The following is a 16,652-nucleotide window of genomic DNA, read 5'->3' as shown; positions in this document are numbered from 1 at the left end:
TCCGAAGTGTGATAAGAGGAATCTCCCTGTGACAGCCTCTCTTGATGGCGAAATTCGCGATGGTCGTCATCATATGCGGGTCCGCGTTTATTTCGAAGATACTGACGCCGGCCAGATTGTTTATCACGCGAATTTTTTGCGCTTCATGGAGCGCGGCAGAACGAATTACTTGCGTTTGCTCGGAACGAGTCAACAAGAGCTGCTGAAAGAAGCGCGAGAGGATGCGCCCGGCTTTGCCTTCGTTGTTCGTTCGATGAAAATTGAATTTCTAAAACCGGCAGTCCTGGACGATCTGCTTGACGTCGTCACGGTTCCACAAGAGGTGAGGGGTGCCTCGATCATGCTGGGTCAGGAAGTGCGCCGCGGCGATGAGTTGCTGCTTGAGGCCAAGGTCAAGGTGGCCTTCGTGTCCGGCGGCCGCGCCAAGCCGATCCCGAAAGCGCTGCGGATTGCCATGAAGGCCGATCAGATTTAGCAATCGCCCCATAGGTGAAACGGCATCGACTCCGCATGCAGCAGGGCTACAATCCCGGCATATCGCAAAGCTGAGGGTCCCATGTCGCGTCCACCGTTTCCGCCCTTCACCCGAGAAACCGCCGCCCAGAAGGCCCGCATGGCCGAGGACGCCTGGAATTCACGCGATCCGGTGAAAGTGTCGCTGGCCTATACCGAGGACAGCGTCTGGCGCAATCGCGGCGAGTTCTTTCAGGGGCGCCCGGCGATCGTCGAATTCCTCACCCGTAAATGGGCGAAGGAGCACGAATATCGGCTGATCAAGGATTTGTGGGCGTTCGACGACAATCACATTGCCGTGCGCTTTCAATATGAATGGCATGACGACGCCGGCAACTGGCATCGCTCCTATGGCAATGAGCAATGGGAGTTTGACGAGGCCGGCCTGATGCGCCGCCGCGAGGCGAGCATCAACGACGTTGCGATTGCCGAGAAGGATCGCCGTTTCCTGTGGCCGGCGCCGGGGCCGCGTCCGGCCGATGTGCCGGGTCTCGGCACCGACCCGTTCTAACTAAAGCGAGCCGCTATCGACCACGAATTCGACGCGCTCGGCGACGAAGCGCGAATGCGTAGCGCTTAGCGGCGTGCCGTCGGCATCCACATCGATGGAGTCGACAATCAAGATCGGGCGCCCGAGGGCGACACCAAGCCGTGTCGCATCGGTCGCGTCGATGATCCCCGCGGTGACCTTGGTCGAGGCGCGGCGATAGTCCTTGATGCCGTAATGCGCCAGGGCCTTGGTCATCGAGCGCACGCGCTCATAGACCTTGCCGAAATCGGGAAAGCGTTCGGCCGACAGCCAGTTGGTGCCGACGCAGATCGGCGTCTTGTCCGCCAACCGCAAGGCTTCAATGCGGATCAGCGGAGCGCCGGCTTTGAGGCCAAGCTGCCTCGCGAGATCGCGTGTTGCCACATCGTCCCAGGCTCCGATCAATTGCGCTTGCGGCTCGCGCCCGCCGGCACCGGCAATTTCCGAGAAGCGCGTGCGTGATCGCAGGGGATATGCAAGCTTTGGCGATTCCACATAGGTGCCGCTGCCGCGCTCGGCGCGCACCAGGCCGCGTTCGGCCAGGGTCGCGAGGGCGCGGCGCACGGTGTGGCGATTGACGCGGTAGATGTCAGCCAGTTCAGTCTCGCCGGGCAGCTTTTCGCCAGCACCATAGCGGCCATCTGCAATGCCGCGCTCGATGCCGTCGGCCACATGCCGCCAAAGTGCCACGCCTGTTGGCTTGTCCTGAATGGTCACAAAATCGGTCCCGGAATGATGTCGACCACGCATTAGCGAAAAATCGTGCCGCTGTCACGAAACGGTCATTGCCTCCGCCTATAAAGTTGTCTAGTAAATCATACAACTTGTTGAGTGACGGTGACATGACTTCATCCTCCCTGAACCACCAGCAGGCCCGGCGCCGTGAGGCGATGGGGGTGCTTGGGCACTGCGCCACGGCGGATATCGCCGGATATCTCGATGCTGTGGCTGTTCCCGCCCATGAACATCTGCGTCAGCCGGAAAACGGCCTGGTGATGCTGCGTGGCCGGATCGGCGGCGATGGCGCGCCATTCAATCTCGGCGAGGCGACCGTGTCGCGTGCCGCTGTACGGTTGGCATCAGGCGAGGTTGGCTTCGGCTACACGCTGGGCCGTGACGGGGCGAAGGCGCAGCTGATCGCACTTTGCGACGCACTCATCCAGACCCGTGAATTCTCGGATGCTATCGAGACCAAAGTGCTGACGCCGCTGCGTGCGCGCGTCGTCGCCGATGTCAAGCGGAAGGCCGCAGAGACGGCAGCGACCAAGGTCGATTTCTACACACTCGTGCGCGGGGAGGGCTGATCATGACGACAGTTGCGGAAATGCCAGCCGGTTTCGCGGATAAGGTCCTCGCGGCGCAATCGACCTTCCGTTCGGTGATGGATGCGATGGCGCGTCCGGGTACCGTGCAGCGCATTCAGGCTGTTTCGGGTGTGCCCGCGCCAATGATGCGCGGCGCGGCGGCCATCGCGCTGACGCTGTTCGATCAGGACACGCCGGTCTGGCTCGATAGCAAGTTGGCGGCGACGATGGATGTTGCCAAGTGGATTAAGTTTCACACCAGCGCGCCGGTCATCGCTGATCCCGCCGTGTGTGCCTTCGCCGTGGTGGCTGATGCTGCCGCGCTACCGTCCTTCGAGCACTTTGCCTTCGGCACCGGCGAATATCCGGATCGCTCCACCACCATCATCCTGCAGGTTGCGAGCCTGACCGAAGGCCCGGCTTATGAGCTGCGCGGTCCGGGTATTGACGGCGCCACGATCCTGCGCGCCGCAATCGGCGTGCCGGATCTGCTGGATCGTCTCGCGCTGAATGCCTCGCTGTTTCCCCGCGGCATCGATCTCGTGCTGGTCTCCGGCGAATCCATCGTCGCGCTGCCGCGCGCCACGCGCCTTGTTGCGAAGGAGGGCTGAGCATGTATGTCGCCGTCAAGGGTGGCGAACGCGCCATCGAGAATGCGCATCGTCTGCTGGCTCATGAACGCCGCGGCGATCGCGACGTGCCGGAAGTATCGGTGGCGCAGATTTCCAATCAGCTCGGCCTCGCGGTCGATCGCGTAATGACCGAAGGCTCGCTCTATGACCGCGAGCTCGCTGCGCTGGCCATCAAGCAGGCGCGCGGCGACATGATCGAGGCGATCTTCCTGCTGCGCGCCTTCCGCGCGACGCTGCCGCGGTTCGGTTCGAGTGAGCCCGTCGATACGTCGCAGATGCAGGTGCGTCGCCGCGTCTCCTCGACCTTCAAGGACATGCCGGGCGGCCAGGTGCTCGGCTCGACCTTCGACTATACGCATCGTTTGCTCGATCCGGTGCTGACCGGCGAATCCTCGCCCGAGCAGCCGGCCATGACCGATGCAGAGCCGGGCGTGATGCCGCGCGTCACCGATATTCTTGGCCGCGACGGCCTGATTGAAACGTCGCCCATCGAAGATCCCGAGAAGCCGGTCGGCGATCTCACGCGCGATGCGCTGAGCTTCCCGGCAGACCGCGATCTGCGCCTTCAGAATCTTGCACGGGCCGATGAAGGGTTTCTTCTGTCGCTCGGCTATTCATCGCAGCGCGGCTATGGCCGCAACCATCCTTTCGCCGGTGAAATCCGCCTCGGCGAGGTCGAGGTTGAATTCATGGCCGAGGATGTTGGCTTCGCGGTGCCGCTGGGGTCGATCACGCTGACCGAATGCCAGATGGTCAATCAGTTCAAGGGCTCAGATACCGAGGCGCCGTGTTTCACGCGCGGCTATGGCCTCGCTTTCGGCCAGAGCGAACGCAAGGTGATGTCGATGGCGTTGGTCGACCGCACGCTGCGCGCGCGCGAGCTTGGCGAGGACATCAAGGCGCCGGCACAGGACGAGGAATTCGTCATGTCGCATTCCGACAATGTGCAGGCGACCGGCTTCGTCGAGCATCTGAAGCTGCCGCATTATGTCGACTTCCAGTCCGAGCTCGGCTTGCTCCGCAAGCTGCGCAAGGAATTCGCCGACGCCAACGAGACGCCCGTTGCTCTTCAGGAGGCCGCGGAATGAACGCGCCGACATATAACTTCGCTTATCTGGACGAGCAGACCAAGCGAATGATCCGCCGCGCCATTCTCAAGGCGATCGCGATCCCCGGCTATCAGGTGCCGTTCGCCAGCAGGGAAATGCCGATGCCCTATGGCTGGGGCACCGGCGGCGTGCAGGTCACGGCGGCGATTCTCGGCCCCGTCGACAAGCTCAAGGTGATCGACCAGGGCTCTGACGACACCACCAACGCGATCTCGATCCGTAAATTCTTCGAGAAAACTGCCGGCGTTGCCGTGACCACGAGCACGGGCGATGCGACTGTGATCCAGACACGGCATCGCATTCCCGAAGCGACGCTGCAGGCGCATCAGGTGCTGGTCTATCAGGTGCCGATCCCCGAGCCGCTGCGCTTCCTCGAGCCGCGTGAGACCGAAACACGGCGCATGCATGCACTCGCCGAGTACGGGCTGATGCACGTGAAGCTCTATGAAGACATCGCCCGCTTCGGCCATATCGCCACGTCCTATGCCTATCCGGTGAAGGTCAATGCGCGTTACGTGATGGACCCATCGCCGACGCCGAAATTCGACAATCCGAAGATGGACAACTGCGCGGCGCTGCAACTGTTCGGTGCCGGCCGCGAGAAGCGCATCTATGCGATCCCGCCTTACACGTCGGTGGTGTCGCTGGATTTCGAGGATCATCCATTCAAGCCCTACAAGCACAAGGCCTGCTGTGCACTGTGCAACGCCGAGGATAGCTATCTCGACGAGATCGTCACCGACAACAAGGGCAGCCGGATGTTCGTCTGCTCCGACACCGATTATTGCGAAACGCGGCAATCACAGGGGCATCGCGGCTGCGAGAATGCTGCGCCCTATGCGGAGAGCGCAAATGCTTGATGTGACAGCTAATTCAACTGCACCGGGAGGGCGCGCGGCTGCGAGTGACGAGCCGTTGCTCGTTGCGGCAAACCTGGGAAAATCTTATGGCCGTCTTGCGGCATGCCGCGACGTGTCCTTCGAACTCTATTCCGGCGAGGTGCTGGCTATCGTCGGCGAGTCCGGGTCCGGCAAATCGACACTGCTGCAGATCCTCTCCGCCCAGTTAGCGCCGACCACCGGCAGCGTCTCCTACCGGATGCGCGACGGCGTGACCCGCGATCTCGCGGCGATGGGCGAAGCCGAGCGGCGCTTCCTGTTTCGCACCGACTGGGGCTTTGTGCATCAGGACCCGGCGATGGGGCTGCGCATGGCCGTCTCCGCCGGCGCCAATGTCGGTGAGCGGCTGATGGCCGTTGGCCATAACCATTATGGCAAGATTCGCGATACCGCGACGTCGTGGCTCGAACGCGTGGAAATTTCGCCCGAGCGTATCGACGATGCGCCGCGGACCTATTCCGGCGGCATGCGGCAGCGTCTGCAGATCGCGCGCAATCTCGTCACCGAACCGCGTCTCATCTTCATGGACGAACCGACTGGTGGCTTGGACGTATCGGTGCAGGCGCGTTTGCTAGATATGATGCGCACGCTGGTCAGCGAGCTCGGCCTTAGCGCGATCGTTGTGACGCATGATCTCGCGGTGGCGCGGTTGCTGTCGCATCGCGTGATGGTGATGCAGGGAGGTCGCGTGATCGAAACGGGGCTCACCGATCAGGTGCTCGACGATCCCAGAGAGCCCTATACGCAATTGCTCGTTTCCTCAATCCTGCCGGCGTGAGGTCCACATGATTCCGATGATCGATATCCGCAACGCCGAAAAGACCTTCGTGATGCACCTGCAGGACGGCATTCGCCTGCCGGTGGTGCGCAACGTCTCGTTCCATGTCGCGCCCGGCGAATGCGTGGTGCTGTCCGGTCCCTCGGGGGCGGGCAAGTCGTCGATCCTGAAGATGATCTTCGGCAATTATCGCTGCGACGGCGGCACCATCGGCGTGCGCCACAACGGTGACGTCATCGATATCGCCACCGCCGAGCCGCGCGAGATCCTGGGTGTGCGCCGCGACACCATCGGCTATGTCAGCCAGTTCCTGCGCGCGGTGCCGCGTGTCGCCGCCATCGATGTCGTGGCCGAGCCGCTGCTCGCTGCCGGCGTAACGCGTGAGGAGGCGCGTGCGCGTGCGGGGGCGTTGCTTAAACGTCTCAACATTCCCGAGCGGCTGTGGAAGCTGCCGCCCTCGACCTTCTCCGGCGGCGAGCAGCAACGCGTGAATATCGCGCGTGGCTTTATCTCCGATCTGCCGATCCTGTTGCTGGACGAACCGACTGCGTCGCTCGATGCCGCCAACCGAGCCGTGGTCGTTGAACTGGTCGCCGAGAAAAAACGTGCCGGCGTCGCCATGGTTGCCATTGTGCATGACGACGAAGTACGGCACTTGATCGCCGACCGGCTGGTGGACGTCGCATCCTTCGCCGCTGCTGCTGCCTGAGAAAGAGAACCATGACCGCATCATCGACCGAAACCGTCATCGGCAACGCCAGGATCGTTCTTGCCGACCGCGTCATCGACAAGGGCTGGATCGCCTTTGTCGACGGTCGCATTGCCGAGTTCGGCGAGGGAGATGCGCCGCGCGGCAGCGACGACATGCGCGGCGATCTGATCATGCCCGGCCTGATCGAATTGCACACCGATCATCTCGAAGCCCATTTCATGCCGCGGCCGAAGGTGTTCTGGGATCCCATCGCCGCCGTCGTTTCCTACGACGGCCAGCTTGCTACGTCGGGCATCACCACAGTGCTGGATTCGGTACGGGTCGGCTGCGAGGACTCAAGCCAGGGCATCGACAGCTACGCCGGCCTGCTGGTGGATTCCATTGCCTCTGCTGGCGAAGCCAGTCTCCTGCGGGTCGATCACTTCCTGCATCTGCGCTGTGAGATTCCGATGCCAACCGTCGTCGAGGAAGCGAAGGCGCTATTGGCGAAGCCGAACGTTCGGCTGATGTCGCTGATGGACCACACGCCCGGCCAGCGCCAGTTCCGCGACGAGGAGAAGCTGCGTACCTATTATCGCGGCAAGGGCGGCAAGTCCGATGCCGAGCTCGATGTGATGTTCGCGCAGCGCCTGGCTTGCCAGCAGCAATATGCGGCGGGCAATATGCGGGCGATCGTGGCGCTGGCTCACGGGCGCAATATTCCGCTGGCGAGCCATGACGACACGACGGAAGACAACGTGACCGAAGCCGTTGGAGACAAGGTCTCGGTGGCCGAATTCCCGACGACGCTGGAAGCGGCCCAAGGACTGCACAAGGCTGGCATCGGCATCCTGATGGGGGCGCCGAATGTCGTCCGCAACGGTTCGCATTCCGGCAATATCGCGGCGATCGATCTCGCCCGCGAAGGCATGCTGGATATCCTGTCGTCGGACTATGTGCCGTCGAGCCTTCTGATGGGAGCCTTGCAGCTCTCGAGCAAGGTGCCATCCATCGATCTGGCGAGCGCGATCCGCACGGTGACCAAGCGGCCCGCAGAAGCAGTCGGGCTCATGGACCGCGGCGAGATTGCGGTCGGCAAGCGCGCCGACGTGATCCGCGTCCATGTGGCGCATGAGGTACCGGTGGTGCGCAATGTCTGGCGCGAAGGACATCGGGTGGCATGACCGACACCGCGGCGATATCCGAAGCGCAAGCAGGTCGGATCGGCCCCGGCCGGTTGGTGCTGGTGGTCGGCCCGTCGGGTGCCGGCAAGGATACGCTGATCGGTCTGGCGCAGGCCGCCTGCGCGGATGACGACAGTGTGGTGTTCACGCGCCGCGTGGTGACGCGCGAGGCGTCAGAATTCGAAAATAATGCGCAGGTCACGCCGGAGGCGTTCCGTCAGGCACAGGCCAGCGGCGCTTTCGCCGTCCACTGGGAAGCGCATGGACTTTCTTATGCACTTCCGCGCTCGATCGATGATGCGCTTCGCGCCGGCCGCAATGTCGTTGCCAATATCTCACGAACGGTTATCCCGGCGCTACGTGCCGCTTATGAAGATGTCGTCGTAGTGTCGATCACGGCGCCGCCGGAAGTGCTTGCGGCGCGACTTGCGGCGCGGGGACGCTCAACCGATGGGCCGATCGGCGATCGGCTCAAGCGTAGCGTCGAGACATCAGGTGCCGACGTCACGATCAACAATATTGGTGTCGCGGAAGATCATGCGGATGACCTGATACGGGTCATCAGGGGTCAATAGTCAGGCGAACGGGAGGGCGATCATGTCAGTCATAGGAACGATCGAACAGCTCGAACAGATCTACGGCCGTTTCGATGACATTGGCGAAGCCTCCACCGCCAAGGTCGCGGACTGTGTGACGGCGCAATATCGCCGGCTGATCGAAGTGTCGCCCTTCGCGGCGCTGGCGACCACCGGCCCCGAGGGGCTGGATTGCTCGCCGCGCGGCGACCTGCCGGGCTTCGTTCGCATCCATGATGAGAAGACCCTGATGATGCCCGACCGCCGCGGTAACAACCGCGTCGACAGCCTGCGCAACATCGTGCGTGATCCGCGGATCGCGCTGCTGTTCCTGATCCCGGGCTCGGGCACGACGCTGCGCATCAATGGAGAGGCGCATCTGTCGGCGGATCCCGCATTGCTTGAATCCTTTGCGGTGACAGAGAAGGCGCCCCGCACGGTGATCGTGATGACGGTCGGAGAGATCTATTTCCAATGCGCCCGCGCCATCGTGCGGTCCGATCTCTGGAACCCTGATAAACGCGTCGATCCGAAGACCCTGCCGACGCCCGGCGAGATCCTGGCGGAGATGAGCGAGCGCCGGGTCGGCGGTCCGGAATACGATCGGCAATGGCCGGAAAGGGCGCGCCAGACCATGTGGTGAGGGGGCGAATCTGGGGGTGATTTTTGCAGTGCGTTTCTGTCGCCTGCCGCGACTCCGTAGGCCCCTTAATCTAAGTATTTTGCGCTTGCGAGGGTCCTGAAACCCTGCCGTACAAGTCGAATCGGGGTTTGATGGTCAAAAAACATCATTTTTCCCGGCAAAATCTGTGAAAATTTCATTGAGCACGGGTTTTTTCCCGTAATTCCTCATAGTGTCTGTCTCACCGAATCACGGCAAACCAAAAGGTGCAAAATGGCAGACCAAATGACGAAGTCGCAGCTCATCGAGAAAATCGCTGAGACCACTGAGCTCTCGAAGAAGGACGTCAAGGGCGTTATCGAGACCATGGCGACCCTCGGCTATAAAGAGCTGAAGAAGAGCGGCGTATTCCTCGTTCCCGGCTTCGCCAAGTTCGTCGTCATCAAGAAGCCCGCCACCAAGGCACGCAAGGGCACCAACCCCTTCACCGGCGAAGCAATGACCTTCAAGGCCAAGCCGGCCCGCAAGATCGTGCGCGCTCGCCCGGTCAAGGCTGCGAAGGACGCGGTCTAAGCAGACCCTCGGCGCGGTCGCCCATGAGGTGACCGCAGCCGACCAGAATTGAGGACGGCGCGGCATTCCCTGGGGATGCCGCGCCGTTTTCGTTTGGGGGAGTGCCTTACCTCTCCCCGTTTGCGGGGAGAGGTCGACTGCAACGCGCGAAGCGCGTGGAAGTCGGGTGAGGGGGCTCTCCATTCGCTCCGCGCCTGCGGAGGCTCCCCCTCATCCGTCGTCGCTTCGCGACGCCACCTTCTCCCCGCAGGCGGGGAGAAGGCAGTTAGCGCGGCTCTAATCGTTCACGCGCTTCTTGTAGGCGACCGGGTCCATATCCCTGATATCGACGCTGAGGCTTTTGGTGTGCGGCAGCAGCAAAACCATTGCCGCGCGCAACGCCTCGCTCACGGCGACTTTCTGCTCGGGTGTGCGGCCCTCCAGCATCGAGACCGACAGGTGGCAGAAGCCTTCGGCCCGGCCGGCCATCAGGTGATGCGCATACGGGATCGCGCGCACCTTGATGTCGGCGGCCTTCATTACCCCGGTGGCGGCGCCGGCATTGTGCAACGCCTGCATCAGGCTGGCGACGTCGAGTGCGTCGCCATGGCCCTCGGTGGAGTGTTCGATGACGATATGGGGCATGAGACGACAATTCCTGGTGCGTGTTCAATCTCGGACCTCATGGTGAGGAGGCGCCACTTGGCGCCGTCTCGAACCACGAGTGTAGGGCTCCTCATCCTTCGAGACGCGGCCAAGTGGCCGCTCCTCAGGATGAGGGGACAGCGTTAAAGAAGCAGCGGCTTCACCGAATCCGCGGCATCGCGCAGCAGCGGCAGGAAGCGGTCGATCATTTCCCCGGTGGAGACGCGGTCCACATGGGCGCCCATATTGATGGCGGCGACGATGGCGCCATCGTAGCGCCGCACGGGCACGGAGATTGAGCGGAAGCCCGGTTCGGCCTCGCGGTCGACCAGCGAATAGCCTTTCTCGCGGTCGGTGATGATGGTGGCCTTCAGCAGTTCCTTGTCGATGACCGTGAACGGCGTCATTGCCACGAGGTCCATGGCATCCAGCGTCGCGGTGAGGTCGTCGTTGGAATACTTGCCCAACATGGCGCGGCCCACCGACGAGCAGAAGGCGGGCAGCCGATAGCCGAGATCGATGCCGGCAGAGAACACGCGCGCCGGGCTGGCGCGCGCGACGAAGATCACCTCGTGGCCCTCGAGCACGGCGAGTGAAGAAATCTCCTGCGCGTCGCTGGAAATGCTGTCGAGCACCGGCTGCAGGATGGTGACGACCTGATTGGACGTCATGTATGAGCCGGCCAGCGCCAGGACGCGCGGTGACAGCGCGAACAGCTTGCCGTCGCTGGTCACATAGCCTTTGCGTTCCAGCGTAAACAGGATGCGGCGCGCAGTGGCACGCGGCAGCTCGGCGGCCTTGGCGACATCGCTCAGTGTCATCGGGCGGGATTGTGTGCCGAACAGTTCGAACACGCGCAAGCCGCGATCGAGGCTCTCGATGAAGTCGGTATTGCCGCGTTCGTCGTCGGGGCGCTTGATCTTGGGCATAAGCCGTGGGTCCGCCCTATTTGCCTGCTTCGAATTTTTTCAGATCGAATGACAGGTCGGCGGCCTGTTCTGGTGTCGGCGACAGTGACGCGGTGATCAGGCGACGCGCGATCATCTGGTCGCCGGGCCGGTTGATACTGTCGACGGCGGTGAGCTTGCCGTCGCGATAATAAAACACCGAGAACTTGCCATCATCCATCGACCCGCGGATCACCGCGCTGTCGGTCGGCGCGGAGAGGCCGACGATCTGCAGCTTGGCGTCATATTGATCCGACCAGAAACGCGGCACTGCGTCATAGGCTTCGGGTCTGCCGGCGAGCATCGCACCCACAGCCTTGCCCTGATCGGTGGCGTTCTGCACGGCTTCCAGCCGCACGCGGCGGCCGGCGAAGCCGTTGTGGTGATTGCTGACGTCGCCGGCCGCATAGATGTTCGGCACGCTGGTCAGGCCATGTTCGTCGACATCGATGCCATTGGTGCAGGTGATATCTGCCTGCGCGGCCAGCTCGTCATTGGCGATGCCGCCAATGCCGGCGACGATCAGGTCGGCGCGCACCCGCAGGCCGCTGGAGCAGACGACCTCATGCACCGCGCTGTTGCCTTCGATGGCAATGACGGATTCGTTGAAGCGGATGTCGAGGCCATGGGAGCGATGGCTCTCCAGAAGGAACTGCGAGATCAGCGGCGATACCGCGCGCTCCAGCAGGCGCGACTGCGCCTCGATCAGCGTCACCTTCTTGCCGGCTTTGGCAGCAGTCGATGCCACTTCGAGGCCGATGAAGCCGCCGCCGACGATGACAACATCGTTGGCTGCTTCGAGCCGCGGCTTGAGATGCAGCGCGTCATCGAGGGTGCGCAGATAGACGATGCCGTCGCGCTCATGGCCGGGCACGCTGAGCCGTCGCGCCCGTGAGCCGGTGGCGATGACGAGCTGATCGAACGGCAGGCTGTCGCCGCCGTCCAGTGCGATCCGGCCGGCCGCGCGATCGAGCCCGATGGCGCGATGGCCGAGCACCAGTTCGATGCCCTGGGTCTTGAAATAGTCCTCGCCGCGGAGGAAAAGACTGTTGTGCGCGACGTCGCCGGACAGAAATGCCTTGGACAGCGGCGGTCGCTGATAGGGCAGATGGATTTCATCGGCGACGATGCGGATGGGCGCCTGATAGCCCTTCTCGCGCGCGCTGATGCCGGCCTGGACGCCCGCGTAAGAGGCGCCGATGATCACGAGGCCGCTCACGAGCGCGCTCCCTGGGTCCGATCCACACGCGAATTCAAAGTCTTCGACATCATCAGCTCCTGAATTGCGTCCGTATATTGAACAAGTGTTCGCTCCGCGCAAGGTGATGCTTTGGGCGTGAATTGCTGCATATGCTCAGTGACGCGGCAAATCCTGCTGCAAAATTCTGCTTGCTTAGAATTAGTCCAACGCTAAAATTCGTACATAAGTTCAATAGACGAACAAAAGCGCTGCAAGAATTGACTTAGCTCAGCGGACCGAAGCGCTTCGATCCAGCCAGAGCAAACCGAGGAAGGGTCCCACGCCATGATGAGCCAAGAGCAGAACGACCTGATCACCCGTATCGGGCCCAAGGCGCCCGCGGGCAAGCTGATGCGTCAGTACTGGCAGCCGGCGGCGCTGGTCGATGAGCTCGAAGGGGATCGTCCGATCCGTCCGGTCAAATTGCTCGGCGAAGATTTTGTCCTGTTCCGCGACGAGCAGGGCCGCTACGGCCTTTTGGATCGCGACTGCCCGCATCGCGGCGCAGATCTGGCGTTCGGCCGTCTCGAAGGTGGCGGCGTGCGCTGTGCGTTTCATGGCTGGCTGTTCGACGTCGAGGGCAAGTGCCTGGAAACGCCGGCCGAACCGAAGACTTCGAAGCTCTGCGCCGGCATCAAGCAGCGTGCTTATCCCGTGGTCGAGAAGGGCGGAATCCTCTGGGCCTATCTCGGTGAAGGCGAGCCGCCGGCATTCCCGGAAATCGACTGCTTCGCCGCACCCGGTCAGTACACCTTCGCCTTCAAGGGCCTGTTCGAATGCAACTGGCTGCAGGCGCTGGAAGTCGGCATCGATCCTGCGCACGCCTCGTTCCTGCATCGCTTCTTTGAGGATGAGGACGTCAAGGCGTCTTACGGCAAGCAGTTCCGCGGCGCATCCGCCGGCACCGAACTGCCGATGACCAAGATCCTGCGCGAATATGATCGCCCGATCATCAATGTGGAATCGACCGAATACGGCCTGCGCCTGATTGCGCTGCGCGAGCTCGACGAGGAGCGTACCCATGTGCGCGTCACCAACCAGCTCTTCCCGCATGGCTTCGTCATCCCCATGAGCACGGAAATGACGATCACCCAGTGGCATGTGCCGGTGGATGACGAGAACTGCTATTGGTATGCGATCTTCACCAGCTACACGACGCCGGTCGACAAGAAGAAGATGACCGACCAGCGGCTCGAACTTTACGAGCTGCCGAACTACACCTCGCGCAAGAACAAGACCAACGACTATGGCTTCAATCCGCACGAGCAGAAGCACGAGACCTATACGGGCATGGGCGCCGACATCAACGTCCACGACCAGTGGGCAGTGGAATCCATGGGCAAGATCCAGGATCGCACCCGCGAGCATCTCGGCTCCAGCGACAAGGCGATCATCGCCTATCGCAAGCTGCTGCGGGCGGAGATCGAGAAGGTCGCCGGCGGCCAGAAGCCGATGATGTCCCTCGATGCGGACACCGCGCGCAGCATTCAGGGCCCGGGCACCATGGACGGCATCGGGCCGACCAAGGGCTGGGAAACCTACTGGATGGAAGTCGACGTCGCCCGTCGCCGTGGTGCGCCATGGATGGCAGCTGCTCCGGCCGATCAGACCGAGCCGGGGTCCAATGTCATCCACCTGCCGGCGGCAGAGTGAAGATCGATCAGAACAGCCGCGGGAGAGTGCGTTGAGTTTCGTTGAACGTCACGGTTTGTGGTCCGCGGAGCAGAAAGAAGCAGCCGTCCGGCTGCGCAGCATGGTCGAAGAGCATAAGCTCGAAGTGATCCGGCTGTCGTTTCCGGATCAGCACGGCATCCTGCGCGGCAAGACGCTGATCGCCAGCGAGGCATTGCGCTGTCTCGAAAGCGGCTGCTCGATCACCACGACCATGTTCGCCAAGGACACGTCGCACAAGACGGTGTTTCCGGTGTTCACCGCCGGTGGCGGCTTCGGCATTCCTGAAATGCAGGGCGCGGCCGACGTGTTGATGATCCCCGATCCCAGCACGTTTCGGATATTGCCCTGGGCGCCTGAGACCGGATGGGTTCTGTGCGACGTGCATTTCGCCGACGGACGTCCGGTGCCGTTCGCGACGCGCAACCTCTACAAGAAGGTGCTCGGCGATCTCGGCGCACGTGGCTATGATTTCGTCGCCGGTCTTGAAGTTGAATTTCATATCTTCAACGTCGAGAACAACCGCATGAAGCCGGAGGATGCCGGCCAGCCCGGCAATCCGCCGGAAGTCAGCCTTCTCTCGCACGGCTACAATTACCTCACCGAGCAGCGCTACGACCAGATGGAGCCGGTGCTCGAAATCATCCGGCGCGACGTGATCGCGCTTGGTCTCCCATTACGTTCGGTGGAGGTCGAATACGGCCCGAGCCAGTGCGAATTCACCTTTGCGCCGACCGTCGGCCTCACGCCCGCCGACAGCATGGTGCTGTTTCGCAGCGCCGTGAAGCAGATCGCCCATCGCCACGGCTACCACGCCACGTTTATGTGCCGGCCGAAGATTCCGAACGTCGTGTCGTCTGGCTGGCATTTGCATCAGTCAATCGTATCGCGTGCAACCGGCGCAAACGCGTTCATGCCGACCGACGGCACGCAGCCGCTGTCATCGTTCGGGCAAGGCTATCTCGCAGGTCTTCTCGCGCATGCGCGCGCGGCGACCGTGTTCACGACGCCGACCATCAACGGCTACAAGCGTTATCGCTCCTATTCGCTGGCGCCGGATCGGGCGATCTGGGGCCGCGACAATCGTGGCGCGATGCTGCGCGTCCTCGGCGGTGCCGGCGATTCCGCGACGCGTATCGAAAATCGCGTCGGCGAACCCGCCGCCAATCCCTATCTCTATATGTCGTCGCAGATCCTGTCGGGTCTCGACGGCGTCGATCGCAAGCTCGATCCAGGGCCATCAGCCGATACGCCTTACGAGACCAATGCCGATCTGCTGCCAAAGTCGCTGCGCGAGGCGACCTTCGCGCTCAAGGAAGATCCTTTCTTCCGCGAGAAGATGGGCGCGACGATGGTTGACTATTATACGCATATCAAGAATGCCGAGATCGATCGCTTCCAGGCGGAAGTCTCCGACTGGGAGCAGCGCGAATATTTCGAGATGTTCTGACGCGTCATTTCGGCGCGCTGATGCCGGATCAAACGGGCCATCTCGGCACGTTTATTGAATACAGGTTTGCCGAATAGTTTTCTTAACTTTCCAACGGGGACAACCGCAAATGAACAGACGCAGCCAATCCATTCTTGCACTGGCCGTTCTCGGCCTGATGACCGGCACGGCCTCCGCCGACACCATCAAGGTCGGCGTGATCGGCACCATGTCGGGTCCTTACGCGCTGTTTGGCAAGAACTTCAAGATGGGCATCGACGCCTGGGTCGCCGAGCATGGCACCAAAGCAGGCAAGCATGATGTCGAATTCATCTATCGCGATGAAGAGAGCCCGAATCCCGCCAAGTCGAAGGCGCTGGCGCAGGAGCTGCTGGTCAAGGACAAGGTGCAATATCTCGCTGGCGTCTACTTCACGCCGAATGCGATGGCCATCGCGCCGCTGCTGGAAGAATCCAGGACGCCGCTGATCGTAATGAATGCGGCGACCTCGTCGATCGTCGAGAAGAGCCCCTATATCGTCCGTACCTCCTTCACGATGTGGCAGAATACCGTGCCTGCCGCGAAAATTGCGTTGAAGAACGGCGCCAAGAAGGTGGCCATCGCGGTCAGCGATTACGGTCCGGGTGTCGATGCTGAAGCGGCATTCAAGAAGACGTTCGAAGGTGAGGGCGGCGTAGTGGTCGAAGCGGTTCGCATTCCGCTCGCCACCACCGACTTCAGCCCGATCATGCAGCGCATCAAGGATTCCGGCGCGGACACCATCTTCACCTTCCTGCCATCCGGCCCGCCGACGTTGGGTTTCGTCAAGGCCTATATCGACAACGGGTTGAAGGCCGGCGGAGTCAAGCTGATGTCGACCGGTGACGTCGTGACCGAGCCGGATCTGCCGAACATTGGCGATGCCGGCATCGGTATCCTCTCGACCTATCACTATTCAGTGTCGCACGACTCCAAGGAAAACGCGGCCTTCCTTGCCACCATCAAGAAGGGCGGCGGCAACCTCGACGAAGTCACCATGACGTCGGTCGCGGCCTATGACGGCGCGCGCCTGATCTACAAGATGATCGAGGCCACTGACGGCAAGCGCGATGCCGCCAAGGCGGTCGATGCCGTCAAGGACATGAAGTGGGTCTCGCCGCGCGGTCCGGTGTCGATCGATCCGACCACGCGTCATATTCGCCAGAACGTCTATCTGCGCAGTGTGGAGAAGGTGGACGGCAAGCTGATCAACAAGGAGAGCCAGACCTTCGCCGATCAGCCGGACTGGGCGCTGAGCACGAAGTGACGGCAGAGCCGTCATTCCGGGGCGCG

19 protein-coding genes are annotated in these 16,652 nt (G+C 62.2%); 15 read left to right on the top strand and 4 right to left on the bottom strand.

The genetic code is table 11. From position 1 onward, the window contains the following. The first annotated feature begins 28 nt into the window (after window positions 1-28). Window positions 29-475 carry a tol-pal system-associated acyl-CoA thioesterase gene (gene ybgC / locus AB8B02_RS00550; RefSeq protein ID WP_439062826.1) on the top strand — a complete coding sequence of 149 codons (447 nt, stop codon included), beginning with the start codon at window positions 29-31 and terminating at the stop codon, window positions 473-475. Window positions 476-556: 81 nt separating this feature from the next. After that, a complete protein-coding gene (locus AB8B02_RS00545) occupies window positions 557-1,024 on the top strand; it encodes a DUF1348 family protein (protein ID WP_439062825.1) in 468 nt (155 codons plus the stop codon). Here the strand turns inward: AB8B02_RS00545 and phnF are convergent, their stop codons facing one another. Next, window positions 1,025-1,759, bottom strand: a complete 735-nt coding sequence (phnF, locus tag AB8B02_RS00540; RefSeq protein ID WP_068735417.1) for a phosphonate metabolism transcriptional regulator PhnF — start codon at window positions 1,757-1,759, stop codon at window positions 1,025-1,027. Window positions 1,760-1,884: 125 nt separating this feature from the next. Between phnF and phnG the strand changes: the two genes are divergently transcribed. From phnG to AB8B02_RS00490, 10 genes are all read left to right on the top strand, one after another. After that, window positions 1,885-2,346 carry a phosphonate C-P lyase system protein PhnG gene (gene phnG / locus AB8B02_RS00535; RefSeq protein ID WP_439062824.1) on the top strand — a complete coding sequence of 154 codons (462 nt, stop codon included), beginning with the start codon at window positions 1,885-1,887 and terminating at the stop codon, window positions 2,344-2,346. A gap of 2 nt (window positions 2,347-2,348) precedes the next feature. Continuing rightward, the gene (phnH, locus tag AB8B02_RS00530) at window positions 2,349-2,957 is read left to right on the top strand and encodes a phosphonate C-P lyase system protein PhnH (protein WP_439062823.1); all 609 of its coding nucleotides are present in this window, start codon (window positions 2,349-2,351) and stop codon (window positions 2,955-2,957) included. Window positions 2,958-2,959: 2 nt separating this feature from the next. Further along, window positions 2,960-4,066, top strand: a complete 1,107-nt coding sequence (locus AB8B02_RS00525; RefSeq protein WP_439062822.1) for a carbon-phosphorus lyase complex subunit PhnI — start codon at window positions 2,960-2,962, stop codon at window positions 4,064-4,066. Then, window positions 4,063-4,947, top strand: a complete 885-nt coding sequence (locus tag AB8B02_RS00520; RefSeq protein WP_439062821.1) for an alpha-D-ribose 1-methylphosphonate 5-phosphate C-P-lyase PhnJ — start codon at window positions 4,063-4,065, stop codon at window positions 4,945-4,947. Before AB8B02_RS00525 ends, AB8B02_RS00520 begins: the two co-directional genes overlap by 4 nt. Then, window positions 4,940-5,764, top strand: a complete 825-nt coding sequence (gene phnK / locus AB8B02_RS00515) for a phosphonate C-P lyase system protein PhnK (RefSeq protein WP_439062820.1) — start codon at window positions 4,940-4,942, stop codon at window positions 5,762-5,764. Before AB8B02_RS00520 ends, phnK begins: the two co-directional genes overlap by 8 nt. A gap of 7 nt (window positions 5,765-5,771) precedes the next feature. Then, complete coding sequence (gene phnL, locus AB8B02_RS00510; RefSeq protein WP_320445165.1) at window positions 5,772-6,473, top strand: phosphonate C-P lyase system protein PhnL; 702 nt, start codon at window positions 5,772-5,774, stop codon at window positions 6,471-6,473. Between the two features lie 11 nt (window positions 6,474-6,484). Then, window positions 6,485-7,639: an alpha-D-ribose 1-methylphosphonate 5-triphosphate diphosphatase gene (locus AB8B02_RS00505; protein ID WP_439062819.1), complete on the top strand. Its 1,155-nt coding sequence runs from the start codon at window positions 6,485-6,487 to the stop codon at window positions 7,637-7,639. Then, complete coding sequence (gene phnN / locus AB8B02_RS00500; RefSeq protein WP_439062818.1) at window positions 7,636-8,214, top strand: phosphonate metabolism protein/1,5-bisphosphokinase (PRPP-forming) PhnN; 579 nt, start codon at window positions 7,636-7,638, stop codon at window positions 8,212-8,214. The genes AB8B02_RS00505 and phnN overlap by 4 nt, the downstream gene beginning before the upstream one ends. Before the next feature lie 22 nt (window positions 8,215-8,236). Continuing rightward, complete coding sequence (locus AB8B02_RS00495; protein WP_068735219.1) at window positions 8,237-8,857, top strand: pyridoxamine 5'-phosphate oxidase family protein; 621 nt, start codon at window positions 8,237-8,239, stop codon at window positions 8,855-8,857. A gap of 252 nt (window positions 8,858-9,109) precedes the next feature. Next, window positions 9,110-9,409 (top strand): HU family DNA-binding protein, encoded by a 300-nt coding sequence (locus AB8B02_RS00490; protein ID WP_068735221.1) that lies wholly within the window; start codon window positions 9,110-9,112, stop codon window positions 9,407-9,409. Window positions 9,410-9,685: 276 nt separating this feature from the next. Here the strand turns inward: AB8B02_RS00490 and AB8B02_RS00485 are convergent, their stop codons facing one another. The 3 genes from AB8B02_RS00485 to AB8B02_RS00475 all read right to left on the bottom strand — a co-directional run bounded on the left by AB8B02_RS00485 (window position 9,686) and on the right by AB8B02_RS00475 (window position 12,199). After that, a complete protein-coding gene (locus AB8B02_RS00485; protein ID WP_439062817.1) occupies window positions 9,686-10,033 on the bottom strand; it encodes a 5-carboxymethyl-2-hydroxymuconate Delta-isomerase in 348 nt (115 codons plus the stop codon). A 143-nt stretch (window positions 10,034-10,176) separates the two neighbouring features. After that, window positions 10,177-10,962, bottom strand: coding sequence for an IclR family transcriptional regulator domain-containing protein (locus tag AB8B02_RS00480; protein WP_439062816.1), 786 nt, complete (start codon window positions 10,960-10,962; stop codon window positions 10,177-10,179). Between the two features lie 16 nt (window positions 10,963-10,978). Further along, window positions 10,979-12,199, bottom strand: coding sequence for an NAD(P)/FAD-dependent oxidoreductase (locus AB8B02_RS00475; RefSeq protein ID WP_439062815.1), 1,221 nt, complete (start codon window positions 12,197-12,199; stop codon window positions 10,979-10,981). Window positions 12,200-12,505: 306 nt separating this feature from the next. On the opposite strand from AB8B02_RS00475, the gene AB8B02_RS00470 reads away from it, so the two are divergent. The 3 genes from AB8B02_RS00470 to AB8B02_RS00460 all read left to right on the top strand — a co-directional run bounded on the left by AB8B02_RS00470 (window position 12,506) and on the right by AB8B02_RS00460 (window position 16,626). Next, the gene (locus AB8B02_RS00470; protein WP_439062814.1) at window positions 12,506-13,873 is read left to right on the top strand and encodes an aromatic ring-hydroxylating dioxygenase subunit alpha; all 1,368 of its coding nucleotides are present in this window, start codon (window positions 12,506-12,508) and stop codon (window positions 13,871-13,873) included. Between the two features lie 31 nt (window positions 13,874-13,904). Beyond that, a complete protein-coding gene (locus AB8B02_RS00465; RefSeq protein ID WP_439062813.1) occupies window positions 13,905-15,341 on the top strand; it encodes a glutamine synthetase family protein in 1,437 nt (478 codons plus the stop codon). 109 nt (window positions 15,342-15,450) lie between these two features. Next, a complete protein-coding gene (locus tag AB8B02_RS00460; RefSeq protein WP_439062812.1) occupies window positions 15,451-16,626 on the top strand; it encodes an ABC transporter substrate-binding protein in 1,176 nt (391 codons plus the stop codon). Window positions 16,627-16,652 lie beyond the last annotated feature (26 nt).

The sequence above is a fragment of the Tardiphaga sp. 862_B3_N4_1 genome, from assembly GCF_051811085.1.
Lineage (GTDB): Bacteria > Pseudomonadota > Alphaproteobacteria > Rhizobiales > Xanthobacteraceae > Tardiphaga > Tardiphaga robiniae.
The sequence above is the reverse complement of the archived record's forward strand: the minus strand, read 5'-3'. Positions and strand labels throughout refer to the sequence as shown.